The following is a 24,039-nucleotide window of genomic DNA, read 5'->3' as shown; positions in this document are numbered from 1 at the left end:
ATGACTGACAAATTAACTCTCGCCGTCAACCATGCGTTGAACGATGCGCGGATGGCGCGCGCCCGTATGGGGCTGATGGCGCCAACGATGGGGCTGGATAATAAGCGCCATTCCGCATGGTGCGAATATGGATTCCCTGAGCAGGTAACCTACGAAAACCTCTATGCCCTGTACCGCCGTGGCGGTATCGCTCACGGTGCAGTTGAGAAGCTAGTGGGCAAGTGCTGGCAGACGAACCCGGAAATCATCGAGGGTGACGATGCCGACGAGAGCGAAAACGAAACCGCCTGGGAAAACAAGTCAAAGCAGGTATTCAACAACCGGTTCTGGCGTTCATTTGCCGAGGCGGATCGCCGTCGCCTTGTCGGTCGTTATGCAGGCATCCTTCTGCACGTCCGCGATGAAAAAGACTGGAACCTTCCGGTTACCAAAGGGCGAGGGTTGCAGAAGGTTTCCGTGGCATGGGCCGGATCGCTAACGGTGAGCGAGTGGGACACTGGGCTGAACTCGAAGACTTACGGTCAGCCGAAAATGTGGCAGTACGCCGAACGCTTGCCGAATGGTTCAAGTCGCCGCGTCAATATCCACCCCGATCGCGTTTTCATCCTTGGTGATTACTCAGACGATGCTATTGGCTTCCTTGAGCCAGCTTATAACGCCTTTGTGAGCCTGGAGAAGGTAGAGGGCGGGTCTGGTGAGTCATTCCTGAAGAACGCCGCTCGCCAGTTAGCACTTAGTTTCGACAAGGAAATCGACTTTGGCAGCATTGCATCTATGTACGGCGTTGAAGTAGATGAGTTGCAGGATAAATTTAATGACGCTGCACGCGAGATGAATCGCGGCAATGATGTGCTGCTTTCTCTCCAGGGGGCCAGCGTAACCTCCCTCGTTTCTCCGGTTTCTGATCCGTCTCCAACCTATAACGTAAACCTGCAAACAGCCGCCGCAGGAGTTGATATTCCTACGCGCATTCTGGTTGTAATCAGCAGGCCGAGCGCTCCAGCACCGAAGACCAGAAATACTTTAATGCTCGTTGTCAGTCGCGACGCGTAGACCTCTCTTTCGAAATAGAGGACTTCTGCGACAAGCTTATCGATCTACAAATCGTAGACTCAGTCAGCCAGAAGGCCGTTATCTGGGATGACCTTAACGAACAGACCGGTACAGAGAAGCTCACTAACGCCAAGACCATGGGCGAAATTAACCAGACCATGCAGGGCAGCGGCGATGAACCCGCGTTCACCCGTGAAGAGATTCGTACGGCTGCGGGCTATGACAATGATGACGAAGAGCTTTTAGGAGAAGAGGATGGCGACGAAGAAGACGAAGCCACCGATTCTGCCGCGTAACTATCAGGACCCGACCGGGGCCGATGCGCTGGAACGCCGGGCAATGAAAGACTTCGCCAGGCGGATGAATAAAATTGGCAAAGCGTACAAATCAGCACTCGAAAAAATACCTTCCTCCCTCGCAGTAAACGCCAGATACGAATACCAGCTAAACCCAACGCTACTCTCCATCATCCTGAACGATGCCAGTTACCTGGTTGATCAGGTGCTGCTTGAAGGTGGCGATTACGACCTGTGGTTTTACGAGTACATCGATCTGGCATCGGAGAAAGGTACAGGGCAGTCGTTCTACAACCTCAGCCAGCAATCTCCGGTGTACGCCGCTGGTCGTGAGTCGCTGGCGTCCATCCTCGCAAGCGACCCGTACCAGCAACGCATGGCGCTGGTGCATGCCCGTGTGTTTGAGGAAGTGAAGGGACTGACGGCTGACGTTAAGCGCGACATGGCGCGTGTGCTGACTGATGGCGTGGGCCGTGGTCTCAATCCGCTGGACATTGCCCGCAACCTGACAGAACAGACAGGAATCGAGAAGCGCCGGGCAAACCGTATAGCACGCACTGAAGTGACTACCGCGCTGCGCCGGGCTAAGTGGGATGAAGACCAGGAGGCGAATGAACTTTACGGCCTTAAAACGCTTCTGGTTCACATATCGGCTCTGTCACCGACAACGCGACATACCCACGCGGTGCGCCATGCCCATCTCTACACCAACGAAGAGGTGCGTGACTGGTATAGCAAAGATGGCAACTCCATCAACTGCAAATGCAGTCAGCAGTCGGTGCTGGTGGATGCGGACGGTAAGCCGGAATACCCGGGCACCATTACGAAACTAAAACAGGAATATAAATCGATGCAGGCGCGCGGTTACGCCTGGGCGGAGAAATAACTATGCCTATGCAGGTCAACATCACCACGAAGGTGAACAGCCAGTCAATCCGGCGCGAAACGTACAACGGGCGTGAGCACCTGGTGCTGCCGAGCTACACGCTGCCGGCGAACGTCGTCATGAATGGCGGCTTGTACACGGCGGAAGAAATCGACGCGCACTATCAGGGGCTAGAAGGAACCCTGGCACCGCTAGGCCATCCTCAGGTTAACGGTCAATTCGTGTCTGCATTCTCTCCAGAAGGGCTGTGCACAGGATTCGTTGGGGCGTGGAACCGCAATGTTAAGAAGTCCGGTAATCGCATCTACCTCGAAAAGTGGGTAGATGTTGCCCGTGCCAGCGAGTCGGAAGGTGGAAGGGAGCTTCTTGAGCGTGTCGCTGCCATTGAGCGCGGTGAAGACGTTCCGCCGATTCATACCAGTGTTGCCGCATTCCTCGACCAGCTTGAACCGAACGAGCAACAACGCGCTACCGGTGCTGACTGGGTAGCCAAGATCTACAGCATGGACCACGACGCAATCCTGCTGCACGAAGTCGGAGCCGCCACCCCTGAGCAGGGCGTTGGCCTGATGGTCAATGCCGATCTGGCTCAACCGCTCAAGGCTAACTCGGGCGCGCTGGTGGGTGAATCCTACCGGGAGCGCGAACAGCGTCTCGATCGCGCAGCCAAAGCGAAGTTTGCGGCTGGCGCGGATGAATACGCATGGGTTGCTGATTTCACTGACTCGCAAGCGGTAATCATCCGTAACGGCGGAACCGCTGAGGTGTTTGGCTACAAGTCTGATGGCGGCGTTATCAGCTTCGACGATACCGGCACCGCAGTAGCGCGCCAGGAGTCGTGGGTCGCAGTCGTCGCTAACAAATTCAAAGCTCTATTCACACCGCAGGAACAGCCTGCACCAAACCACAAAACGGAGGGCGACATGCCTTTAACCACTGAAGAGAAACAAGAGCTGATCAGCGAAATCGGTAAAGGCCTGGCCGCAAACTTCGCCGAAGCCCTGAACCCGATTAAGGATGCGATCACCGGCCTACAGGCCAATCAGGACAAGCTTACTGAAACGCTAACTGCAAACTCTCGTGCGGAAGAAAAAACAAAGCGTGATGCGGTTGCTGCGGTTCATGGTGACATCGTGGCCAACGCGCTTTCTGGCGATGCCCTGGACGCAATGTTCAAGTCGCTGGGCGAAGCTGCTCCGCTGGGTGCTAACAATGCACAGCAGCACAAAGAAACCGGCGCACCTGCCGCAGACGAACACTTCAAGTAAGGAGCCGGAATAATGCCTCGTTATCGTCGCGTTAATATCGACGGTCAGTCTCTGTACAAGACCGAAACCCGCACTACGGCCGCCGCGCTGCTTCCGGGCACCGCCGCAACCATCAACTCATCCGATAAATTCGCTCAGGCCACTGCGCTAACCGGACGCCTGTACATCATCGATGTCGGTTATCACCAGGGCCTGACTATCACCGAATCAATCCCTGCCGGTGATTCGGCTGTCGGCAATTACGTCGAAGAAGGTCGTGAACTGGCGCTGCGCTGCCTGCCTGGTGCGTATAAAAAAGACAGCCCGATCAAGCTGGGTACTGCCGGTCAGTTTACCCTGGCAACCGATGACACTGATTCAGTGATCGGATACAGCCAGGATGAATACACCATCGCGGCCAGCACCACCGACTTCATCCGCGTGCGCATGCGCGTTGGCACTGCCGCCGCTGCTGGCGCGTAACAAAAGGACAAAAACATATGTACTTCTCAAAAGAGACGCTGGCGACTAACTCCCGCCTTGGCGGGCACTGGAGTGAGCTGTGGGCAAACCGCAACATGTGGAACCTACAGAACGATTCCATCATTGCGGCTAACCGCGCAATCATGACGCCTGACATGCTGGCCTGTAACGCCGTTGGCGGTTTCTCCCGTGACTTCTGGGCTGAGATTGACAACCAAGTGCTGCAACTGCGGGATCAGGAAGTTGGCATGGAAATCGTGAACGACCTGATCGGCGTTCAGACGGTGCTGCCGGTCGGTAAAACCGCCAAGCTGTATAACGTGGTTGGCGACATCGCCGATGACGTGTCAGTAAGCATCGATGGTCAGGCGCCGTTCTCCTTCGACCACACTGACTACGCGAGCGACGGCGACCCGATTCCGGTGTTCACTGCTGGTTACGGTGTTAACTGGCGTCATGCTGCTGGCCTGAACTCTGTGGGCATCGATCTGGTGCTGGACTCGCAGATGGCGAAGATGCGCAAGTTCAACCAGAAGCGCGTCAACTACTACCTGAACGGCGATTCAAAAATTCAGGTTCAGTCCTACCCGGCGCAGGGCATTAAGAACCACCGAAACACCAAGAAGATTAACCTCGGTTCCGGCGCTGGTGGCGCGAATATCGACCTTACTACTGCCGACATGACCGCGCTCTTTGCGTTCTTCGGTAAAGGCGCATTCGGTACTACCGCCCGCACGAACAAAGTCGCCGCATACGATGTAATGTGGGTTTCCCCGGAAATCTGGGCAAACCTGGCTCAGCCGTACGTGGTGAATGGCGTTGTAAGCGGTACTGTATTGCAGGCGGTTCTGCCGTTCGCGCCGGTGAAAGAAATCCGCATGAGCTTCGCGCTGACCGGTAACGAGTTTATCGCGTACGTTCGTCGCCGTGACGTGATCTCTCCACTGGTGGGTATGGCTGTAGGCGTTGTTCCGCTGCCGCGCCCACTGCCTAACGTTAACTACAACTTCCAGATCATGTCTGCTGAAGGTCTGCAAATTACCGCAGACGATCAGGGCCTGTCCGGAGTTGTCTACGGCGCTAACCTGGCGTAAGGAAACAGCATGGCTAAATACGAAGTTGTGCGCCCATGGTTCGGCGTGAAGGTTGGCGACGTGGTGGAGTTGAAAGAGCTTCATCCGGCGTTGAAGTCTAACGTTCGGCTGATGAAAGGCGAAGCTGGTGGCGAGCTGAAACCAGCAACACCTGATGCCGGTACTGGTGAGAAATCTCGCAAAGAGATTATTCAGGACCGCCTTACTGAGCTGGGCATTGAGTTCAAGGGCACCTTGGGCGCTGAAAAGCTCAGTGAGCTGTTGCCAGATGGCGAACTCGAAAAGCTTTTCCCTGCTGAATAACAGCCGCCGCTAAGGCGGTTTTTTTATGCCCCGCTCCGGCGGGGTATTTCACGGAGTCGATAATGGTAACTCTCGAACAGGCGAAGGAGTATCTGGAGAGCCAGGGAATTACCATTCCCGATTTTGTTCTTCAGGCTCTCGTCGACCAGGCCAACAGCATCCAGGAGTGTCTTGATGCGCATTATCCGGCATCGACCGCGCTGCTGATTCAGCTCTATCTGCTGGCGCTTATGGGGCTCGGGCAGGGGGATAAATACATCTCCAGCCAGACGGCTCCAAGCGGAGCGTCGCGCTCTTTCCGGTACCAGTCGTTTACCGATCGCTGGAAAGCATCAGTGAACCTGCTGCGCGGGTTGGATAAGTACGGCTGCGCCACTGCCCTTATTCCTGCTGACCCTACCGCCGCCCCGGCATTCGCTGGTATCTGGATCGGGAAGGGCGGCTGCATGTGCGGGGGTAAGTGATGAAGTACAAATCAGTAACTGAAGGCAAGCCGAAGCCGCTCACCCGCGTATGGGTCGAAACCGACACCGGGCGTGAGACTACCGGCTACGTGAAATCGGATGGCGAGTGGTTCATCAACTGCCCTCGCATCCGGGCGACTGGCGCGAAGGTGCTGAGGTGGAAGGATGGCTGAAAGATACGTTGTGCATGCCTTTAAGTGTGAAGACAACTGGTCGCTGTTCATCTGGATAAACGACTCCGGAGTTAAGTTTATTGGCCGACATGCTGAAACTTACGAGAAAGCCAAAGTTGACTTTCTGGAGCAGGCTGACGCTAAGCGCCTCGCCAGTCAATCAGGCTCGATGCGGCCTCTTGATGATTTCAAAATCGTTGAGAAGGTGGAGGTATTCACTCTATGAGCAGCGTTGCCAACTGGTCTTACACCGCCACGGCGACCATCTGGCGCAAACTGGAAGGTAATGACGAATACGGCGATCCGCTGGGTTATGCCGAACCTGAGCAAATCCTCTGTGATTACGAGGGCGGGCTCAGGAAGAAGTTAGCCAGCCTGGGCGCCGAAATCGGCGTGAAGAATACCGTCTGGACGGAGTTTGCGCTGGCCGCCGCGGGTGATTATCTGCTGATCGGCGTGTCTACCGAACCCGACCCGGTTGTGGCCGGTGCCGACGAGGTGAGGCAAGTTATTCGCTATGCCGACACGTTTGAGCGCCTGGCGGATGATTACGCCATCCTGACGGGGGTGTAGCCATGAGCATCAAAGTACGCGGCGTTAAGCAGTCGAAAGCCGGGCTCAACCGCATTATCAACGACGTGAAAGGGCGCAAGGTTGTCCGGGCATTACAGTCAGCGATGATAATCGGCAGCTCACAGGCCGCACTTTACACGCCGATCGACACCTCAACACTGCTTAATAGCCAGTATCGGGAGTTGATAAACAACGGAGTTCGGCTGACAGGTCGGGTGGGATATACGGCCAACTACGCTGTTTTCGTGCACGATCCGAACGTGCCGCAAACCTTCCGCCGCGCAACCGCGCAGAAAGAGTTCCTCACTAAAGGCTTTGAAGACACCCGCAGCCAGATTGATGCCGTAATGCGCAAGGAGCTTTCAGTATGAAACGAGAGACATTCCACCATTTTGCAGACGGCCGCGGTCGTCGCCAGATTTTCGTTAATGGAAATAGAATTAGCCGCGTAATTTGGGCTGACGAAGAGAAGGGGGTGTTGTGTTTTCATCCTTATCCGCTAAGGCGTCATCGTAAAGAACCTTTCAGTGTTTACTACCGGAAGCTGCGCGGGAAAATCACTGTTCTCTTTGAAAAAGAGGGCTTGAAAGCATGACACCAGCCATGTACGAGCGCGTGCGTAACTATTTCGTTGATGCTGGGCTTACGACTGGCTTCATCGTTCAGCTGCTGGCTTGGGACGACACAACCAAGTTAACCGACGCATTCATCGTGTTCCGACCTAACGGCGGTACCGACATCCGAAATGACCTCGGATCTGATCACTACGTGCTGGTGGATGTCATTTCCGCCAAAGATAAGCGCCGCGCAGCCGCTGAGAAGGCTCAGGAAATCATCAATTATGTCGAACAGAACGACATTAACGACGAATGCCTTGGCCTTATTCAAAACCTCGGCAATATGCCTGCACCCATCCTGACCGAAGAGGGGCGCCTGGTCTTCAGACTCCAGTTCATGTGCGTTTACGGCGAATAACCCAATCACCAACCCATCAGGCTGCCATCCGGCGGCCTTTTTTATTTGAGAGGTACACATGCAAGGCTGTGCTAATGATTTTGGCAAGCTGATCGGGAAAGTAGCTGTGCTACGCATGGCCTTTGGCTGCCCCGACGCAGTGCCAGCGCTTTCCGAGTGGAAGCGTCTCGGCGCTATGACGACCAAGGGCATCGACTATTCGATGAACACCATCAACTCCGAGGCAGATGATGCTAAAGGGCTGGTGGAGAACCTGGTCAACAACATGGATCTGACGATCTCAGGCGAAGGTGAGTTTCGCAAGTCTGATAAAGATAACGAGATCGGCGCGTGGCGTCTGTCGAAGTATATCTTTGACGAAGTCCAGGCTGGCCGTCAGCCTAATCTGTGGGTGCGTTTCGACTTCGCTGGTGAGAACGCCGGTACTTATATCCAGGGTTACATGAACACCACTTCATGGTCTGGTGACTTCGGTACCAACGATATCTCCACTTTCTCCGGCGAGTGGAAGGTCTACGACGCCGACACTGTCGTGTTTGAAGTCGCTGATTCTATCGCGGCCACTGGCGTTGAAGTTACTCCTGCAACTGCATCTCTGGCCGTTGGGGCAACTCAGCAGCTGAGCGGTGCAGTTCAGCCAACCGATGCTACTAATAAAGCAATCACCTGGACGACTTCGGCGCCATCCATTGCCACCGTCAGTTCAACCGGTCTGGTGACCGCAGTTTCGGCCGGCACTGCGACAATTACGGCCACCACTGCTGATCGTGACTTCACTGACACCTGCGCTGTGACCGTGACTGCCGCACCGTAATCACTACAAAGGGCGGCGTGCTGCCCTTGATAATGGTTATGGAGAACGATATGACCCCTTTGAAAGAAATTGGCGAGTGCCTGATTGGTGCTGGCGGCCGTGAATACTTCTTCCGACCATCGTTCCGCAATATGACGCGAATCGGCGAGCCTGAGCATATCGTCCGCACTTTTTATGCGCTGTTCAATGACGATGTGGCAAAGATGCTTGAAGCGGCGCGAGAAATTCATAGTGCGATACCAGAGCATCAGCGTAAATTTTACGCCTACTACTTCGGGGACATTTCCCTGCCGCGGTGGGCTCTGGATGCGGCAGGTTCTGCCGCGTTTGTGCGTGAGGCATTATTCTCGGCTATTAATGTCATTCAGTCATGCTGTGACGAGGACGTTTCTGAATTGACAGGCTGGCACGAGCCATCACGCACTGGAAGGCGAACGTTTGTATGGCGCCGTGGCGCTCTCCCGCCTGAGAACCTGATTCTGATAGCTCAGTCGCTGATCATGCATGGCGTTATCGGACGGGCCAAGGTTCGTAAGTTGCAGAAGCACGAAAGCAAGGAAACGACGCCGGAGTTTCATGCGACTGAATACATCATGGCGGCGCGAAACCATTTCGGGATCAGCAGGGAAGAGGCTGAAAACCTTACCATGACCGAATTCGCTATGATGCTTAACGCCAAATACCCTGACCAGAAGGGCTTCACCAGGGAAGAGTATGACGCTGTTATGGACGATGACGATCGGCGTTGGCAGGAAATGATTGAGCGCGAAAAATCAGCAAAGAAAGCGGCCTGAGTTAATAATGGATGTACCTTAATCGCCTGACCGGGCGTAATATGGCTCGACAATAAAACTCAGGGGATAAGAGTGAAAAAAATACTTTTGGCTTTGGTGATTCCACTGGTTCTGGCTGGCTGCAAGCCGGGCGAGGAAAAGGCAATTTCGCTGGCACAATCTGAAGTGTCCGCCAATCTACTGGATCCTGACAGCGCACAATTCCGTAACGTGAAAGTCGTGAAGATGACAGATGCCGATGACGGTCATGTTAATGCTGTTGTTTGCGGGGAAATTAACGGAAAGAACGGTTTCGGTGCCTATGCAGGGTTCCATCCTTTCTTTGTTGAGCTGAAAATGAAATCGAAGGGGATGTTCTCAAAAGGCGTCGACTACACCCTTGGTGATCACTTCCTCAGTTCGAAAGATACGCCTCCACCACCGGCCTACACAGAACGATGCCAATAAACGACACGAATAACTAACCCACCACTCGGTGGGTTTTTTTATGCCCGGAGAAAACTGATGTCTGAGAAAGCAGGCGAGATTTATTACGACATCGAGGCCGATGTATCTGGCTTGCTCAAGGCCCAGGGAAAGGCCAATAAGTCGCTCGACTCCATCGGCAACTCGGCGACCAATGCAGCCAAAAAGATGGATGAGTTGCAGACGAACATCAACCGCGTCGCCGGGGCAATTGCCGCCTCACTCGTTGTTGACTGGGGAAAGGCGTTTCTCGTAGCGGCTGACAACATGAGCCAGCTCAACGCTCGTATAGAGAGACTTACTGGTAGCGCAGCGACAGCCTCGCAGACTATGCAGAGTCTGATGCGCATCAGTTCGGCAACGGGTGGTTCGCTACAGGATACAGCAAAGCTGTGGGAGACTCTCAGCACGGCGTTGCGCGATACCGGTGCGACGAACGGCCAGGTCATCCAGCTCACCGAAACACTTCAGAAAATAGGTCGCATTGGCGGATCCTCGACAGAAGAAATGGCGAATGCTCTTCGTCAGTTCGGTCAATCAATTTCCTCCGGCACTGTCCGGGCGGAGGAGTTCAACTCCATCCTTGAGCAAATGCCTGAACTGGCGCGGCAGATCGCCGCCGGGATGGGCGTAAGTATCGGAGAGCTTCGTCAGCTGATGCTGGACGGGAAACTGACGGCAGAAGATGCCCTCAACGCAATTCAGAAGCAAACCGGTTCAGTTAATGCAGAGTTCGAGAAACTACCGCGCACGCTTTCACAGGCTAATACCGCGCTGACAAACTCATTCCTGTCGATGATCGATTCAGTTAACCAGGCAACAGGAGCCAGCAATGGCCTGGTTGCGGTTATCGACTCGATGACGGCGGCACTGGACAGACTGGTGGGGAAGGCAATCTCAGCGGATTCGCAAATTTCAGATCTGAACAGCACAGCAGAAATGTTTACCCGCCGGGCACGCACCTGGTCATGGCTTGGGCTTGATGGCTGGGAGGCGCAAAACAAAGCGCTGGCTGGGCTGAGCAATAAAGCCGCCATGCTGGTTGGCGATTTGGCTGCTGTAACAAAAGCATCTCAGACCGCGGCCAATACCAAGCCCATTGAGATAAAGACCACTGCAACGACCACTGGTAGCAAGTCGAAAGGCGGGGCTTCGGCAGCTCAGAAAGAGGCGGAGCAGTACGCTAAAGCCCAGGAAACTGTTAACCAAAAACTGGATGAGTTGCGGCAGAAGGCCGAGTTGTCAGCCGGGAGTGTAGGTGAGTTATCGCGAGCGCAGGCCGTGCTTAATGCACAGCAGTCTCTCGGCAATACCGCCACGCAGGAGCAACTCATGCTTGCCGGGCAACTTGCCGGGAAAGCCTGGGATAATGCTAATGCACTGCGTGAGCAGGCCAAAGCAGAACGAGAGCGCACAGACGCGGCCAATAAGTTCAGCACTATTCAGGGTAAAACCAGTAAAACCGCCGGGCTTGATAGCCAGTATCAGAAAGACGTTGCTGATATCCAGCTTTACGCCCAGCTTTACCCGCAGAAGATCGGGGAGGCTGAGGCAGCGCGCGCCTCTATCGAGCAGCAGTATCGTGACCAGCGTAACGCTGCCATGTGGGAAGAATGGGCGCAACAGAACGCAGCCACTCAGGCAGCGGCGGCGGCTTTCGACTCTCTTGGTTCGGTGGCCAGCAATGCGCTGACCGGCATTGTCACCGGAAGTATGTCGGCCAGCGATGCGATGAGAAGCATTGGCATGACCGTCCTGAACAGCGTGGTTAACTCTTTCGTGCAGATGGGCCTCGAGTGGGTTAAGTCGGCGATTATGGGTCAGACCGCTACGACATCAGCTGTGGCAGTTTCGACAGCAGCTCAAACCGCAGGCATTGCCACCACTACGGCAGCAAGTACTGCGGCGGCGGCGACACAAACGGCGGCATGGACACCTGCGGCAATGCTGGCGTCTATCAGTACACTCGGTGGAGCAGCTGTCATAGGAATTGGTGCTGTTCTCGGTGCGCTGGCTATGGGAGTTGCTGGTAAGCGTAAGAATGGCGGGCCTGTATCGGCTGGCGGGATGTATCAGGTCGGTGAAGGTGGCATGCCTGAGATTTACCAGGCCAGTACCGGTAAGCAGTACATGATACCGGGCGACAACGGCAAGGTTATTAGCAACAAGGATATGCAGAGCGGAAGTGGCATTCAGGTTAGCGTCATATTCAATGATATGTCATCAGGACAGCACATGTATGACGCGAGAGCCACGCAAACTGGGAATGCGCTGACTGTCGAGGCGTTCGTTGCCGATATGAACAATGGTGGTGTTATGAGCCAAGCAATCATAGGAAATACTACTGCCAAACGCACGCCAAGGGGGCAGGGCTGATGCCAATTATCGACTATCCCGACTGGCTGCCGCTGGCGCAGAAGGCCAGCAAAAACATGACGCTCGATACCGGGTTCCAGACCGATCAGCCAGCGGTCGGCCCGGCAATCTTCGAGAATCAAACCGACGACCTGAAAGTGACCTGGTCGCTGACGTGGATATTCACGCTGGCGCAGGAGCGCGCATTCCAGCAGTGGTTGCGCAGCCCGAACTATCTCAACCGTGGCCTGAACTGGTTCCGGATGAATATCAACCTGGGCGGCAGCGGTCTGCAACTCCAGGAACTTCACTTCACGCAGATGCCAGTGCAAACCAGTATCGACGGCGGTGTGGTAACCTGGACAGGAACGGTTGTTGCCAACCACCTCTACAACGCCGACGACGAGTTTGACGACGTAATTATTGAGTTGCCGCCGCCATGGCCTTCACTGCTGGATATCGTTGTCACGGGTTATCCGGACAACAGGGATCCAGAATCACTGCCGAGGGTGCCGTAATGCCGAGCTTCAGGGAGTATAAGCAGCAACGCCCCACGCGCGGACTGTACGACACCATCACGTTCTACCATCCATCCTTTGGCTATGTCCGCCTGGTCGATAAGCAGTTCTTCCCGAAGACGCTTGGCGGCCAGACGTACACACCCGCCCGTTTTGAAATCGAAGAGAGCCAGCAGAGCGGCACGCCGGTAATCGACGCGACGGTGAAATTAGGGCGGCTGTCGTCTGACATCAAAGCGCTGATGAAGCAGTGGAAGGGGGCGGCCCGGCTAACAGCTATCACGGCCACCCGGCAAATCTTCGACAGCGGAGACGTGTCTGTGCCGATTAAGTCCTGGCAGCTTTACGTAAAGACGGTGGATATCGATGCCGACGCCGCATCGGTCACTCTGTCTGTCACCAACCCGCTGAACAACAACATCGGAAGGCTCTATGACCCAACGGAATACACTGGCCTTCAGTACCTCTGATTTTATTCGCAAGGTGATCGGCGTGCCGTGGGCTAATCGGGCCTGTTCTTTCGAGAAAGTCGATTGCTGGGGGCTGGTGGTCCTGTATTACCGTCACGTCCTCGGCATTGAGCTGCACCAAACTCCGGACTACGAAGCCGGGGCCGACTTCTTCACCTGCTATCAGGGCGACGTCATCTTTTGGCGCCAGGTCGATAAGCCGGTCGAGGGCGGGATATTCGTTGGATACCGCGGCTCGCAACCGGCGCACGTTGGCCTGGTGCTGAACCGGATGGCGCTGCATTCACGCGGCGAGAACGGAAGCGTACGCATGGACTCGTTGCTGGTCATTCAGCGGGCATTCACCAAAGTGGAGTTTTTCGAATATGGCGCTGGTTGAGATATCGAATTTTCCAGGAACGCCTAAGCTGCGTTGTAGGGTGCCAAACGGCACCCTTTTTTATGACTGGCTGGCGGCCAATGACGCTACTTTTCACCGCGATCTGCTGATCGTCCGCAACGGCGTAAAGCTGGGCGACGATGATGAGCTGGCGTTTAAACTGAGTGAGCTGGACCACATCCAGATATTCGACCAGCCAAAGGGTATTGTCGGCGACATCCTGAGCCCGATCTTTAAAGTGGTTGGCCAGGTGTTTTCGTTCCTGGCGCCGAAGCCGGCAATCGCTAACAACGGCGGTAATACCGTCGACTCACCGAACAATAGCCTGACCGGTCAGACAAACACTGCGCGCGTTTACAAGGCCAAGCCGGACATTTACGGCCAGATTCGTTCGTTCCCGGATCTAATTCAGGAGTCTGTATTCGAATACGTTCACCAGACGTCTACCGACGGCGGCCTGAAGTACGTTACAGAGTGGATGTGCATCGGGATCGGCAAATACGATTACGAGTCCGTGCGCTACTCAGAATCCAGCCTGGGCTCTCTGGCCGGTGCCGAATTCCAGTTCTTCCAGCCTGGCGAAGTAATCCCGCAGATCGTAGAAGGTTACGGGTTCGATGACGTCGACGGGCAGGAGGTTCCCGGGCAGAACGAAGCCAGCGACTTCCCTATCGAAACAGCAACGGCAAACACGGTGGTCAGCGGAACGTATTCCGGCGGACAGATAGCGATGAAAATCGTGAAACAAGCCGAGTTCGACTATTTCATGGGGCTGGTTCTGCCGCATGCGGTTACCTTCACCATTAACGTTACGTATAGCACGGCCTCCGGCAACGTGACTACCGATGCGACATTCTCCGGCACGCTGATCTCCGCCGTTGAAACAAACGATGGCGCGGTGGTGAATCCGGTGCGCTGGTACACGTTCACGATGAACCAGTTGGAGGGGCCGCAGGACATCCCGGCGAATGCCACGATCAACACCACGAAATTCATCCTCAACGATAACGAGGCCCTGGTGGTTGGCCCGTTCTTCTCCCCTGTCGAGTCAACTCAGCTGTGGCTGCATACCCAGTCCAGCCTCGGCGGGAAGAAAGAGACCAACTGGAAGGTGGTCATCTGGAAGATCGACGACGATTACAATCAGGTTCCTGGCACGCAGCAGACTTTCACGTACCGGCAGACGACGCCGCACCAGTCGACGAGTGAGGTTTTCTACCGCACCGACAAAATAACGCCCACAGGTGGCTTTGGGAAATACGCGGTCAGCTTCCAGCGCACGGATAACTCCGGCGATGCGTCACTGCTGAAGGTTGAAGAGATCCACAGCATCAACATCAGGACAAACGTCGTTCACCCGACCGACACGTTGGTGCGCGTAAAAGTCCGGGCGACCGAGAATGCCCTGGGCAGCCGCGAGCGCAAATATAACGCACTGGTGACTCGCCACACAATCACCTATGACCTGGACACGCAGGCGGTGGATTACACGCTGCGGCCGTCTCGCTCATTCGCTGATGCGGTGGCCCACACCTGGCTCATCATGGGTGATCAGCCGGTAAGCAGTATTGACCTGTACGGTCTGTACTCTATTGCTGAAAGCTTGCCTGACGAGCGCCTGGGCTACTTCGATTACACGTTTGATGACGAGAACGACTCTCTCGGCGACCGCGTGCAGGCGATCTGCAATGCGGCGTCGGTTGTGGCGTACTGGGACGACGGCGTGCTGACGTTTACCCGTGATCAGAAGGTTGACTACCCGGCGGCCGTATTCAACCGGGCCAACATGAAGACGGACGAGTACAAAATGACGTACGAGGCCACGCTTCCTGGCGGCTACGACGGCGTACAGGTGTCCTACGTCCACCCGACCACGAACAATAAGACGTACATCAACTACCGCGTGCTGAACGGTGCCATCGTCGAGCAGGAAGCGGAAAACCCGAACAAGCTGGAGATAGTCGGCTTCCGTAACGAGTATCAGGCCCGGGAGCGCGCATTACGCGAAACCAAACGCCTGGTCTACTCGCGCGTGAAGATGAACGCCAAAGTGTTTGAGGACGGCATTATCCAGGTCGGTAGCGTCATTCAGATGCCCGACATCTACGACAGCAACCAGCAGGGTGGTTACGTCACCGGCCGCTCCGGGAATGACTTCGATACCAGTGAGCCGATCACGTTTACCGGCTCGATGTATGTGCTGGTTACCGACAGCTTGGGTAACCCAAGTCTGCGCTATCCGGCCACCGCCCGCAGCGACACGAAGTACGGATTCACCGCGGCTATCCCCAACATTCAGCTCAATATCTGGAACGGAGACACTGTGCAGCTCCCGTCGCGCTATCTCATTGCGACAGTGGAGGAACTGGACAGCCAACTATGGACAGTCAACAGCATCAAACCGAACACAGATAACACGGTATCTCTGACTGTCGCGGAATACAGCGACGCCATCTACCAATAAGAACCGTCCCCGACCAACCCCAACCCGGCCACCGTGCCGGGTTTTTTATGGAATAATTATGGCTACGACACCTACCAACCTGCCAGTACCGAGCGAATCACCGCGCGATCTGAAGTTTAACGCTGGGAAAATTGACGAGTTCGTTACCTCACTGGTAAACACTTATGTCGACCGGTTCGGGAATGAGCATTACACAATCGAAGGCTTGCGATGGCTGGCGCAGCAGGCTATTTCTGCGTTTGGATACGTGACGCTAGATAGCTTTGAAGATGGTAATACATTGTCGCTGCCTAATCAGGTTCTTCGATTTGAAGCTACTGGCGAATATTATCGCTGGGATGGGCCTCTTCCGAAATCGGTTCCATCAGGATCAACACCTGAAACTTCCGGTGGGATAGGTCCTGGTGCATGGTTGAGTGTAGGCGATGCGGTGCTGCGATCCATGCTTAGCAGCCAATACCTTATCAGAACGCCAGAATCTTTTGGTGCTAAGGGTGATGGCATAACTGACGACACAGCGGCAATGCAATTAGCCTTTACTTGGGTGGCGGCGGTAACTGGCAGGCAGCTAGTATCAGGGCCAGGTACTCTTTACCGCATCACGTCTACGGTTACAGCTGATTTCAAAGGCAGAAAAAACTGCTCAATTTTATTTTCGACTCCTATATTTGCTGACACCAACGCTGGAATTTGCCTAAAGATTTTAGACACGCTCATGTCGGACTTTAAATTTAGTTTCCAAGGAGGGGGTGTTTGGTCTGGAGGAACTCCAACCTATGGCACAAGTACAATGCCGACAGGGGCGCAAATTGGAGTGTTCATTCAAGCGTGCCGTCAATGCGGGTTTGACATTCAAGCGGAAAACTACAAAGGCCGTGTCATCCATGTTACCGAACGTAATTCTGATGGAGTAACCGGGCAGACTTGGAAAACCTCCGGGCTTATGTTCCACAGGATTAGCACAGGCACTGCGGTTGCTACACAGTGCGGTCAGTCATTGTGGGCCGATGGTCGTTCTGGAGATCTGTCTAACTTCGGAGAGATTGTAACCTGGTATTCGCTGTGGGATATGTTTGGGCCGGTGTTTAATAAGGCTCTAGATTTAACTATCCACCACATGGAAGCTGGATGGCAAACCAATAATGGAATGATCTTTAAAGGTTGCGGTTCGCTTCATCTAATTGCCCTAAACTTGGGGGATGAGTCTGCGGGAACTGTTGAACAGGTTAGATTCCAGGCGGCAGATGATGGTACAACATGTGATACAGTGCACATCGTTAGCATGCATGTTGGCAGCAGTTACAGGGCGATACATATCGCCGCAGGTGCATTCCTTCCTGGAGAGTCAAGTTCATGGATAAACCTTGACTCGAGCAATACCAGGGACGTTGGCGTATTTGTTGAAGGCTGGGGAATGGGTAAAATTACTCATTATTCCCGTAACGATAATCAAAGCATGCGCATTTCCAACAGTACCTATGGATTTGACGTAGAGCTGCACAGCGTTAGCGCCAGAACAGTACCAGTTACCATCGCCTCTACAGTTAGCCGCATTCGCTTTGTCGGCGGGGCAATTATAAACCCGGCAAGCACCGCATCAGGTTCACTTGTGCAAATTTCAACTGGCTCAAGTGGGTTTGTATTCATGGGAATGCACTTCCGCATCTCTGCGGTCAACAGTTCTATCTTCAGTGCTACATCTACCTTGTACAGGGTAATTGGTTGCTCGTTTGATATGACAGATAACCCAACCGCTCCAGTCTTTGCTGGCGGCCTTATCCCTAAGGTTACAAACAATGGTGGGTTTGTTTCTGAGAATCATGGGTCAGCAGTTATTCCGGCCGGTTCAACCTCAATAACCGTTAACCATGGGCTTGCGCTGACACCTTCAGCAGTAAATGTTTCAGCCGGGGCAAACGCTACATCGCAAGTCAGAGCTACAACCCTAGGCGCTACAACTTTCACCATAACCATCGCAACCGCTCCCGGTTCAGATGCGACAGTTTATTGGGAAGCCAAAATATGATAAGTGCAGGTGCATATATTTGCACCTGCACTATGTTTTTATTTCTTTTCCAATACCATCACCCAGCCTCTTGGGTTTATAGGGAGGCTTACTTCCTCACCAGCGGGTGCATTTTCAAACGCATTCACGCTTTCTATCCATTTATTATCTGGAAGGGTTTTTAATTTATATGTATGGTGCGACATCACCAGTATCACCACCAGAAAAGCAGAGTGCAAATACTTAGACCAGGAATTAAAGCCGCCTAAAAAAGAAAGCAATATTGAAGCCCAGAATACATTTGGGATAACAAAATACCTCTCTGCACCACCACTCATTATTATAGGCCATTGTGGGTCTGTATTGCTAATCATTGGCTTGGCAAGTGCAAACCCAATCATCAGCGCGGGAAAAATGACCATGGACCACTCTCGCCATGTTCCTTTTATCAGGACGCAGCATATGATAGCAATTGAAATAATACATATCACGTAATTGTATATGCCAGAATTCCAAAGCTCAATTGTCTTGGCTGTAGTTAAAGCAAAGCCAGCAAATATTTTAGATGATAGTATTCTAATGAGCAGGTCAAGGCTTGCTCCAAGCGGAGCCTGGCTTCTATCAGCAGTTGAAGAAATCAAAATTGCCACAACCTGTATAAGACACACAAAGATAAACGCTATAGAAAAAGCGTCTAAATTTCTTACAGCATTACGTATTGTTTTGAATGGATTTTGGAATACTCTTCCATCAACCAATTTGAGGGCTACAACCGGCGCCAGAAAAACAATAAAAGGACCACTTAGTCCTGATAATAACAAGATTAAAAAATCATGCATTTTCCAGTAGGTGCCGTCAGGCTTGTTCGAGATTATAACCATAAATAGCCACATTGATAAATACCAGTGTGCATTGGTTATGTTTGCATGAACCTCACTAACATGAGGCATTGCAATAATGAATATAGCCAGAATAAACCTTGGTAATAGTTTGTATGAACTCATTCTTGATGAGAGTAAAAACATTACCACAAAGCATCGGATGGAGATTGCTATAACATTGAAAAATATAGGTGCGCACCACAGAGGCAGTGCAAGAGAGAGTGATGCAGTAATTTTGGAGATAGACTGGTAATATCCATTCTGGGGAAGAATAATAGAATGGAGTGGACCAAGTGTATATGCTTGATGGTACCAATACCTTCCATCTTCAGCCCAAAACTGAGGGTTAGTGATTAGATCTGGTCGACGCAAAACGAACAGAATGAAAGTCACCGCAAATATAGCGAAAAATAAGAAAACCTTATCCGTTTTTATGTATCCGTTCATTTCTTATCACTCTTTAATAAGTATCTAGGTCTGTTTTTCACTTCCACATAAATCCTGCCAATGTACTCACCAAGAACCCCAACCCCTATAAGCTGAATGCCGCCAAGGAAAAGAATTGAAACGAGGAGAGAAGGGTAACCTCGCACAGCATTACCAAAGGCGAGGGTGTCTATAATCATCCACGCACCGTAGATGAACGCAACGCCAGCAACCAGTAAGCCTATGTAGGTCCACATGCGGAGAGGGAATGTTGAGAAGCTTGTGATCCCCTCAAGTGCCAGGTTCCAAAGCTTCCAGCCGTTGAATTTCGTGCTGCCGGCCACTCGTTCTGCGCGGGCATATTCAACAACATCAGTGCGGCCACCAACCCAGCTCAGCACGCCTTTCATGAACAGGTTTCGTTCCGGCATGAGTTTAATGTTTTCCACTACCTCGCGGGACATCAGACGGAAATCGCCAACGTTTTCCTCGATCTTTGGATTGCTGATTTTGTTGTGCAGCTTATAGAACCATTCAGCGGTCTTGCGCTTCAGTCTGCCATCTGTAGAGCGATCAGAGCGTTTGGCCAGCACCATATCAGCCCCGGCCTGCCACTTTTCAATAAGGTGCGGAATAACCTCGATAGGATCCTGCAAGTCGACGTCAATTGGGATAATCGCTTCTCCGGTGGCACGATCAAGACCAGCGAATAGCGCAGGCTCTTTCCCAAAGTTGCGAGTGAACGACAACGGAACCACAAGCGGATCGGCAGTAGCAAGCGCGTTAATAATTGACTCTGTCGCGTCTTTACTGCCGTCATTGATGAAGACTATCTCTACTTCATGCTGCTGAAGCCCTTCAAATTCCCGAACCGTTTTATAAAAAATAGGTATCGCGTCTTCTTCGTTGAAGACAGGAACGACCAGAGAAATTTTCATTTCGCATCCCTAAAGACAATGAACTTTGAATAGATAAATCCGCACACCAGACTGATTGCGGAGAACACGATTAATGTGATGATAGGAGCCATGCCAGACTTATCAGCGCACCATCCAACAATCGCACTCAGTGAGCCCATGAACCCGACGTAAAGCATGTATCTCATGGTGGTTGTGGAGGACTTAAACGTGAACCTGGCGTTTGCAAAGAAGCTGAATGAAACCGCCACGACAAACCCGGCGAAGTTGCCAAGTGCCTGACCTGTATGGAATGCGTAAATGCAAACGGCGAACACCACCCAATGAATGAGCGTGTTGATAACACCTATTGATGTGTACTTGGCGAATAACTTTAACATGATAAAAATCAGTGAATTCGGAAAGGTCTGAAGTGTAGCACCACAAACGCTATTGATCGATACCGCCGATCGATAATACTGTATGCATATACAGTAACTATCGGAGGTGAGTTATGGGATTCCCGAGCCCGGCTGCTGATTACGTTGAGAACCGCCTGTCGCTTGATGAGCGCTTCATCCATAAACCGGCAGCTACGTACTACATGAAAGCGTCAGAGACTATCTACCGCTGCGGCATCATGAAAGATGCGCTGCTGGTAATAGACTCGTCACTAAACCCTTGCGATGGCTCGTTGCTGGTTTGTGAGATAAGGGGTGAGTTCAAGGTGAAGATTTACCGGACATATCCTCAGCCTCACCTTGAGAACGCACTCAACGGACGCAAGGAAAAGTTACCTGGTCACTTTGACGGGATAGAGAGTCCGGTATTTGGGGTAATTACGTACATCATCAATGATGCGCGGACGGGTGAGTTTGATGACTGCCCGGTGATGTGAAGAAAACTACACAGCTATACCTGAGGCATGGCTGTGTACTCTCTGTGTCACAGTTGTGTCATGCATGGATGAATCAGAAGGAAATACGACGGCATGTAATGACACGTTATGACACAAACGCGGTGCGAGCGCGGAAAAACTAATGATATTACAGTGTGTTAAATAGTACTCTACGTTCTTCTAAGCCGTAGGTCGTAGGTTCGAATCCTACAGGGCGTGCCATTAAATTTCACAGATTGCCGCCTGCGCGACGTCCTGCTGATTTTCTCCATGAAATACCCCTCGCGAAAGTAGCGTTAACGCACATTTTTCACAGCACAATTGACTGTTATAACAGTATTTTTCTTACCCTATGGCAATTTTGCTATTCCTCTACCATGCTCATATCACCTCACTCTTACTCGTGGGGCTTTTCGTAGTTGCTGATTAATCTCAAGGAAAAAGGTTATGAAAAAAACGACTGCTATTTTGATGGGCGCTGCATTTCTGTTTACCACCAATACCTTTGCGGCTGAACTGCTGACGAAAAACGAGTTTGAGAAAGTGGAATCACAGTATGAAAAAATCGGTACGGTTAGCACTTCCAATGAAGTCTCGGTAGACGACGCGAAAAAAGAGCTGATCGAGAAAGCCGATAAAGAAGGTGCTGATGTGCTGGTGCTGACTTCCGGCAACACCAACAACAAAATTCACGGTACCGCCGATATTTTCAAGAAAAAATAATGCCTTAGCAACCACCCCTGTTTCGGGGTGGTTGCGCGCCATACCTCCCGCCAGCCTTGTTTCTTGTCTCTTCTCGCTCAGAGATGTCCGTTGACACTTGATTACGCATTCATAATGCGTATAGTTCTCATTTGCATTTCTTTTAATAACTTTTAAGGCCCGACAACGGGTCATTTTTGCGCGCACGTTAAGAGCTCATTATGAACAACACCACAATGCACAAAACGCTGCTGGCGATTGCCATCGGCGCGGTTACACACTCCGCTTTTGCGGCGGATGAGAAAAAAGAGGACACCATCGTGGTCCAGTCCACGGCGGGGAGTGATTTCAAACCCGGTGGTGACCAGCTGCTTCCAGCCTTCCTCGACGGACAGGTGGCGAACGGCGGGCGCATGGGTATGCTCGGTCAGCAGAACGCCATGGACGTGCCGTTCAACATCATCAGCTACACCTCGAAGCTGGTGGAAGATCAGCAGGCAAAAACCATTGCTGACGTGGTTGCCAACGACGCGGGCGTACAATTTGTTCAGGGTTACGGCAACAGCGCTGAAACCTTCCGCATTCGCGGCCTGAAGTTTGACGGCGACGATATGACCTTTGGCGGATTGTCCGGGGTGCTGCCGCGTCAGGTGGTGGATGCCCAGATGGTCGACCGTATCGAGATCTTCAAAGGGGCCAACTCCCTGATGAACGGCGCCGCAAGCTCCGGCGTGGGCGGGATGATCAACCTTGAGCCCAAACACGCGGGCGACACCCCGCAGGCGAAAGTGGGCGTTGACTACACCTCGGATTCCCAGATTGGCACCACGCTGGATGCGGGTCGTCGCTTTGGCGATAACGACCAGTTTGGCGCGCGCGTGAACCTCGTGCATCGCGAAGGGGAAACCGGCGTGCCGAACGACCGCCGCCGCACCACGCTGCTCTCCACCGGCCTGGATTACAAAGGCGACCGCTTCCGCACCTCGCTGGACCTGGGCTACCAGAAAAAAACCTTCCACGGCAGCCCAACCAGCGTCAACATCTCGGCGGTGGACTTTGTGCCTGAGCCGCCGAAGAACGATCGCAACTTCTCGCAGAAGTGGGCCTACAGCGATATCGAAAACGAGTTCGGGATGTGGCGCAGCGAGTATGACATCACCGATAGCTGGACGGCATATACCGGTCTCGGCGCGCAGCACGCGCACGAAGAAGGGATCTACAGCGCGCCGAAGCTCCTCGATAAGAGCGGTAATGCGACGGTCAGCCGCCTTGATACCAACCGCATCAGCGATTCCGTCAGCGGCATGGCGGGCATTCGCGGTAACTTTGACACCGGTTTTGTCTCGCACAAGGTGAACGTCGGGTATTCGGCGATGACCAAAAACGAAAAAATCGCGTGGAAAATGTCGGCGGCGGCAGATAACCCGACCACCAACATCTATCACAACACCGGCGTTGATATGCCGGACAGCACTAACTTCAACGGCTCAGGCGGGAAATACAGCGATCCGCTGACCAGCGGGCGCACCCGTACCCAGGGCTGGCTGCTGAGCGATACGCTGGGCGTACTGGACGACAAGCTGCTGTTCACCGCAGGCGCACGTCATCAGAAAGTTGTCATCCGCGGGTACAACAAAATCACCGGCGCGGAAAACGACGCGGACGGTTTCGACGGCAGCCGCTGGATGCCAACCTACGGCGTAGTCTATAAACCGTGGGAGGAAATTTCCCTCTACGCCAACCACACCGAGGCGTTACAGCCCGGTGAAACTGCGCCGAACACTGCTACTAACTACGGCCAGAGCACCGGTATCGTGCACTCTAAGCAGAACGAAGTGGGCGTAAAGGCGGACTTTGGCCGCGTGGGCGGCTCCCTGGCGCTGTTTGAGATCAAAATGCCGTCGGCGATCCTTGACGACAGCGGTCACTACGGCCTGGATGCAGAACAACGTAACCGCGGCGTGGAGCTGAACGTCTTCGGCGAGCCAATGCTTGGGATGCGCCTGAACGCCAGCGCCACCTGGTTGCAGGCCGAGCTGACCAAAACCAAAAACGGCGTCAATCAGGGCAACGATGCGATCGGTATTCCGAGCTTCTACGCCGTGCTGGGCGCAGAGTACGATATCAAGCCGATTGAAGGCCTGACGGCGACCGCGCGCGTTAACCACTCCGGCACGCAGTATGCCGATCTTGCGAACACCAAAAAGCTGGACAGCTACACCACGCTGGATCTGGGCATGCGCTATCGCTTCGCGGTGAACCACAATGAAAACCAGATGACCGTGCGGGCAGGCATCGACAACGTGACCAACGAGAACTACTGGTCAAGCGTGGACGATTCCGGTACTTACATCACTCAGGGCGAGCCGCGTACCTTTAAGGTCTCGGTTGGCTACGAGTTCTAAGCGTTCCACCTCGTTATCCG

The 24,039-nt window shown here is 53.2% G+C and carries 27 protein-coding genes and 1 pseudogene; 25 read left to right on the top strand and 3 right to left on the bottom strand.

Annotation, left to right across the window (positions count from 1 at the left end):
* From O1722_RS17325 to O1722_RS17220, 22 genes and pseudogenes are all read left to right on the top strand, one after another.
* Window positions 1-1,349: pseudogene (locus tag O1722_RS17325) on the top strand (anti-CBASS protein Acb1 family protein).
* Window positions 1,309-2,235 carry a phage minor head protein gene (locus O1722_RS17320; protein WP_058686619.1) on the top strand — a complete coding sequence of 309 codons (927 nt, stop codon included), beginning with the start codon at window positions 1,309-1,311 and terminating at the stop codon, window positions 2,233-2,235. The pseudogene O1722_RS17325 and the gene O1722_RS17320 overlap by 41 nt, the downstream one beginning before the upstream one ends.
* 2 nt (window positions 2,236-2,237) lie before the next feature.
* Entirely contained in the window at window positions 2,238-3,503 is a 1,266-nt protein-coding gene (locus O1722_RS17315) for a hypothetical protein (RefSeq protein ID WP_058686620.1), read from the top strand.
* A gap of 12 nt (window positions 3,504-3,515) precedes the next feature.
* Complete coding sequence (locus O1722_RS17310) at window positions 3,516-3,965, top strand: gp53 minor capsid family protein (RefSeq protein WP_032104699.1); 450 nt, start codon at window positions 3,516-3,518, stop codon at window positions 3,963-3,965.
* A gap of 17 nt (window positions 3,966-3,982) precedes the next feature.
* Window positions 3,983-5,059 carry a major capsid protein gene (locus tag O1722_RS17305; protein ID WP_039273327.1) on the top strand — a complete coding sequence of 359 codons (1,077 nt, stop codon included), beginning with the start codon at window positions 3,983-3,985 and terminating at the stop codon, window positions 5,057-5,059.
* Window positions 5,060-5,068: 9 nt separating this feature from the next.
* Window positions 5,069-5,362 carry a hypothetical protein gene (locus O1722_RS17300; protein ID WP_023296439.1) on the top strand — a complete coding sequence of 98 codons (294 nt, stop codon included), beginning with the start codon at window positions 5,069-5,071 and terminating at the stop codon, window positions 5,360-5,362.
* Window positions 5,363-5,424: 62 nt separating this feature from the next.
* The gene (locus O1722_RS17295; protein ID WP_023330661.1) at window positions 5,425-5,826 is read left to right on the top strand and encodes a DUF7370 family protein; all 402 of its coding nucleotides are present in this window, start codon (window positions 5,425-5,427) and stop codon (window positions 5,824-5,826) included.
* Entirely contained in the window at window positions 5,826-5,999 is a 174-nt protein-coding gene (locus O1722_RS17290) for a hypothetical protein (RefSeq protein WP_045896307.1), read from the top strand. The genes O1722_RS17295 and O1722_RS17290 overlap by 1 nt, the downstream gene beginning before the upstream one ends.
* On the top strand, window positions 5,992-6,225 hold the full coding sequence (locus O1722_RS17285) for a hypothetical protein (protein ID WP_058686621.1): 234 nt from the start codon (window positions 5,992-5,994) through the stop codon (window positions 6,223-6,225). Before O1722_RS17290 ends, O1722_RS17285 begins: the two co-directional genes overlap by 8 nt.
* Window positions 6,222-6,572: a hypothetical protein gene (locus tag O1722_RS17280; protein ID WP_058686622.1), complete on the top strand. Its 351-nt coding sequence runs from the start codon at window positions 6,222-6,224 to the stop codon at window positions 6,570-6,572. The genes O1722_RS17285 and O1722_RS17280 overlap by 4 nt, the downstream gene beginning before the upstream one ends.
* A 2-nt stretch (window positions 6,573-6,574) precedes the next feature.
* Window positions 6,575-6,943 (top strand): hypothetical protein, encoded by a 369-nt coding sequence (locus O1722_RS17275; RefSeq protein WP_058686623.1) that lies wholly within the window; start codon window positions 6,575-6,577, stop codon window positions 6,941-6,943.
* Complete coding sequence (locus O1722_RS17270; RefSeq protein WP_058686624.1) at window positions 6,940-7,167, top strand: hypothetical protein; 228 nt, start codon at window positions 6,940-6,942, stop codon at window positions 7,165-7,167. Before O1722_RS17275 ends, O1722_RS17270 begins: the two co-directional genes overlap by 4 nt.
* Entirely contained in the window at window positions 7,164-7,547 is a 384-nt protein-coding gene (locus tag O1722_RS17265) for a phage tail termination protein (RefSeq protein WP_032619446.1), read from the top strand. The genes O1722_RS17270 and O1722_RS17265 overlap by 4 nt, the downstream gene beginning before the upstream one ends.
* A gap of 58 nt (window positions 7,548-7,605) precedes the next feature.
* Window positions 7,606-8,361: an Ig-like domain-containing protein gene (locus tag O1722_RS17260; RefSeq protein ID WP_058686625.1), complete on the top strand. Its 756-nt coding sequence runs from the start codon at window positions 7,606-7,608 to the stop codon at window positions 8,359-8,361.
* 50 nt (window positions 8,362-8,411) lie between these two features.
* Window positions 8,412-9,155: a DUF6246 family protein gene (locus O1722_RS17255; protein WP_058686626.1), complete on the top strand. Its 744-nt coding sequence runs from the start codon at window positions 8,412-8,414 to the stop codon at window positions 9,153-9,155.
* Window positions 9,156-9,227: 72 nt separating this feature from the next.
* Window positions 9,228-9,602: a membrane lipoprotein lipid attachment site-containing protein gene (locus tag O1722_RS17250; RefSeq protein ID WP_032619448.1), complete on the top strand. Its 375-nt coding sequence runs from the start codon at window positions 9,228-9,230 to the stop codon at window positions 9,600-9,602.
* 57 nt (window positions 9,603-9,659) lie between these two features.
* Complete coding sequence (locus O1722_RS17245) at window positions 9,660-11,996, top strand: tape measure protein (RefSeq protein WP_058686627.1); 2,337 nt, start codon at window positions 9,660-9,662, stop codon at window positions 11,994-11,996.
* The gene (locus O1722_RS17240) at window positions 11,996-12,493 is read left to right on the top strand and encodes a hypothetical protein (protein ID WP_058686628.1); all 498 of its coding nucleotides are present in this window, start codon (window positions 11,996-11,998) and stop codon (window positions 12,491-12,493) included. The genes O1722_RS17245 and O1722_RS17240 overlap by 1 nt, the downstream gene beginning before the upstream one ends.
* Window positions 12,493-12,963, top strand: coding sequence for a hypothetical protein (locus O1722_RS17235; protein ID WP_032680736.1), 471 nt, complete (start codon window positions 12,493-12,495; stop codon window positions 12,961-12,963). Before O1722_RS17240 ends, O1722_RS17235 begins: the two co-directional genes overlap by 1 nt.
* Entirely contained in the window at window positions 12,926-13,342 is a 417-nt protein-coding gene (locus tag O1722_RS17230; protein ID WP_058686629.1) for an NlpC/P60 family protein, read from the top strand. The genes O1722_RS17235 and O1722_RS17230 overlap by 38 nt, the downstream gene beginning before the upstream one ends.
* Complete coding sequence (locus tag O1722_RS17225; protein ID WP_058686630.1) at window positions 13,329-15,806, top strand: host specificity factor TipJ family phage tail protein; 2,478 nt, start codon at window positions 13,329-13,331, stop codon at window positions 15,804-15,806. The genes O1722_RS17230 and O1722_RS17225 overlap by 14 nt, the downstream gene beginning before the upstream one ends.
* A gap of 58 nt (window positions 15,807-15,864) precedes the next feature.
* Window positions 15,865-17,832: a tail fiber/spike domain-containing protein gene (locus O1722_RS17220; protein ID WP_058686631.1), complete on the top strand. Its 1,968-nt coding sequence runs from the start codon at window positions 15,865-15,867 to the stop codon at window positions 17,830-17,832.
* Between the two features lie 38 nt (window positions 17,833-17,870).
* Here O1722_RS17220 and O1722_RS17215 read toward each other — a convergent pair whose 3' ends face one another.
* From O1722_RS17215 to O1722_RS17205, 3 genes are read right to left on the bottom strand one after another with little or no spacing between them, the layout of a single operon-like run.
* A complete protein-coding gene (locus O1722_RS17215) occupies window positions 17,871-19,139 on the bottom strand; it encodes a hypothetical protein (protein ID WP_063862606.1) in 1,269 nt (422 codons plus the stop codon).
* Window positions 19,136-20,056 carry a glycosyltransferase family 2 protein gene (locus O1722_RS17210; protein WP_058686633.1) on the bottom strand — a complete coding sequence of 307 codons (921 nt, stop codon included), beginning with the start codon at window positions 20,054-20,056 and terminating at the stop codon, window positions 19,136-19,138. Before O1722_RS17210 ends, O1722_RS17215 begins: the two co-directional genes overlap by 4 nt.
* A complete protein-coding gene (locus O1722_RS17205; RefSeq protein WP_058686634.1) occupies window positions 20,053-20,415 on the bottom strand; it encodes a GtrA family protein in 363 nt (120 codons plus the stop codon). The genes O1722_RS17210 and O1722_RS17205 overlap by 4 nt, the downstream gene beginning before the upstream one ends.
* A gap of 113 nt (window positions 20,416-20,528) precedes the next feature.
* Between O1722_RS17205 and O1722_RS17200 the strand changes: the two genes are divergently transcribed.
* The 3 genes from O1722_RS17200 (at window position 20,529) to O1722_RS17190 (ending at window position 24,019) form a co-directional block, all read left to right on the top strand.
* Complete coding sequence (locus O1722_RS17200; RefSeq protein WP_058686635.1) at window positions 20,529-20,912, top strand: HumD family translesion DNA polymerase; 384 nt, start codon at window positions 20,529-20,531, stop codon at window positions 20,910-20,912.
* Between the two features lie 447 nt (window positions 20,913-21,359).
* Window positions 21,360-21,635: a DUF1471 family periplasmic protein YahO gene (yahO, locus tag O1722_RS17195; RefSeq protein ID WP_015571217.1), complete on the top strand. Its 276-nt coding sequence runs from the start codon at window positions 21,360-21,362 to the stop codon at window positions 21,633-21,635.
* A gap of 200 nt (window positions 21,636-21,835) precedes the next feature.
* Complete coding sequence (locus O1722_RS17190; RefSeq protein ID WP_033486547.1) at window positions 21,836-24,019, top strand: TonB-dependent receptor; 2,184 nt, start codon at window positions 21,836-21,838, stop codon at window positions 24,017-24,019.
* The last annotated feature ends 20 nt before the right edge of the window (window positions 24,020-24,039 follow it).

This window comes from Enterobacter cloacae complex sp. HYC003_NIDB (genome assembly GCF_056673375.1).
This window is presented reverse-complemented; position numbering and strand designations above follow the sequence as displayed.

Bases quoted from the DNA above. Each gene is read 5' to 3' on its own strand.
- yahO (WP_015571217.1), top strand. From the start codon at position 21,360: ATGAAAAAAACGACTGCTATTTTGATGGGCGCTGCATTTCTGTTTACC.
- O1722_RS17230 (WP_058686629.1), top strand. From the start codon at position 12,926: ATGACCCAACGGAATACACTGGCCTTCAGTACCTCTGATTTTATTCGC.
- O1722_RS17200 (WP_058686635.1), top strand. From the start codon at position 20,529: ATGGGATTCCCGAGCCCGGCTGCTGATTACGTTGAGAACCGCCTGTCG.
- O1722_RS17265 (WP_032619446.1), top strand. From the start codon at position 7,164: ATGACACCAGCCATGTACGAGCGCGTGCGTAACTATTTCGTTGATGCT.
- O1722_RS17285 (WP_058686621.1), top strand. From the start codon at position 5,992: ATGGCTGAAAGATACGTTGTGCATGCCTTTAAGTGTGAAGACAACTGG.
- O1722_RS17275 (WP_058686623.1), top strand. From the start codon at position 6,575: ATGAGCATCAAAGTACGCGGCGTTAAGCAGTCGAAAGCCGGGCTCAAC.
- O1722_RS17240 (WP_058686628.1), top strand. From the start codon at position 11,996: ATGCCAATTATCGACTATCCCGACTGGCTGCCGCTGGCGCAGAAGGCC.
- O1722_RS17190 (WP_033486547.1), top strand. From the start codon at position 21,836: ATGAACAACACCACAATGCACAAAACGCTGCTGGCGATTGCCATCGGC.
- O1722_RS17270 (WP_058686624.1), top strand. From the start codon at position 6,940: ATGAAACGAGAGACATTCCACCATTTTGCAGACGGCCGCGGTCGTCGC.
- O1722_RS17290 (WP_045896307.1), top strand. From the start codon at position 5,826: ATGAAGTACAAATCAGTAACTGAAGGCAAGCCGAAGCCGCTCACCCGC.
- O1722_RS17205 (WP_058686634.1), bottom strand. From the start codon at position 20,415: ATGTTAAAGTTATTCGCCAAGTACACATCAATAGGTGTTATCAACACG.
- O1722_RS17310 (WP_032104699.1), top strand. From the start codon at position 3,516: ATGCCTCGTTATCGTCGCGTTAATATCGACGGTCAGTCTCTGTACAAG.
- O1722_RS17215 (WP_063862606.1), bottom strand. From the start codon at position 19,139: ATGAACGGATACATAAAAACGGATAAGGTTTTCTTATTTTTCGCTATA.
- O1722_RS17235 (WP_032680736.1), top strand. From the start codon at position 12,493: ATGCCGAGCTTCAGGGAGTATAAGCAGCAACGCCCCACGCGCGGACTG.
- O1722_RS17315 (WP_058686620.1), top strand. From the start codon at position 2,238: ATGCCTATGCAGGTCAACATCACCACGAAGGTGAACAGCCAGTCAATC.
- O1722_RS17295 (WP_023330661.1), top strand. From the start codon at position 5,425: ATGGTAACTCTCGAACAGGCGAAGGAGTATCTGGAGAGCCAGGGAATT.
- O1722_RS17220 (WP_058686631.1), top strand. From the start codon at position 15,865: ATGGCTACGACACCTACCAACCTGCCAGTACCGAGCGAATCACCGCGC.
- O1722_RS17225 (WP_058686630.1), top strand. From the start codon at position 13,329: ATGGCGCTGGTTGAGATATCGAATTTTCCAGGAACGCCTAAGCTGCGT.
- O1722_RS17210 (WP_058686633.1), bottom strand. From the start codon at position 20,056: ATGAAAATTTCTCTGGTCGTTCCTGTCTTCAACGAAGAAGACGCGATA.
- O1722_RS17300 (WP_023296439.1), top strand. From the start codon at position 5,069: ATGGCTAAATACGAAGTTGTGCGCCCATGGTTCGGCGTGAAGGTTGGC.
- O1722_RS17260 (WP_058686625.1), top strand. From the start codon at position 7,606: ATGCAAGGCTGTGCTAATGATTTTGGCAAGCTGATCGGGAAAGTAGCT.
- O1722_RS17305 (WP_039273327.1), top strand. From the start codon at position 3,983: ATGTACTTCTCAAAAGAGACGCTGGCGACTAACTCCCGCCTTGGCGGG.
- O1722_RS17245 (WP_058686627.1), top strand. From the start codon at position 9,660: ATGTCTGAGAAAGCAGGCGAGATTTATTACGACATCGAGGCCGATGTA.
- O1722_RS17280 (WP_058686622.1), top strand. From the start codon at position 6,222: ATGAGCAGCGTTGCCAACTGGTCTTACACCGCCACGGCGACCATCTGG.
- O1722_RS17320 (WP_058686619.1), top strand. From the start codon at position 1,309: ATGGCGACGAAGAAGACGAAGCCACCGATTCTGCCGCGTAACTATCAG.
- O1722_RS17255 (WP_058686626.1), top strand. From the start codon at position 8,412: ATGACCCCTTTGAAAGAAATTGGCGAGTGCCTGATTGGTGCTGGCGGC.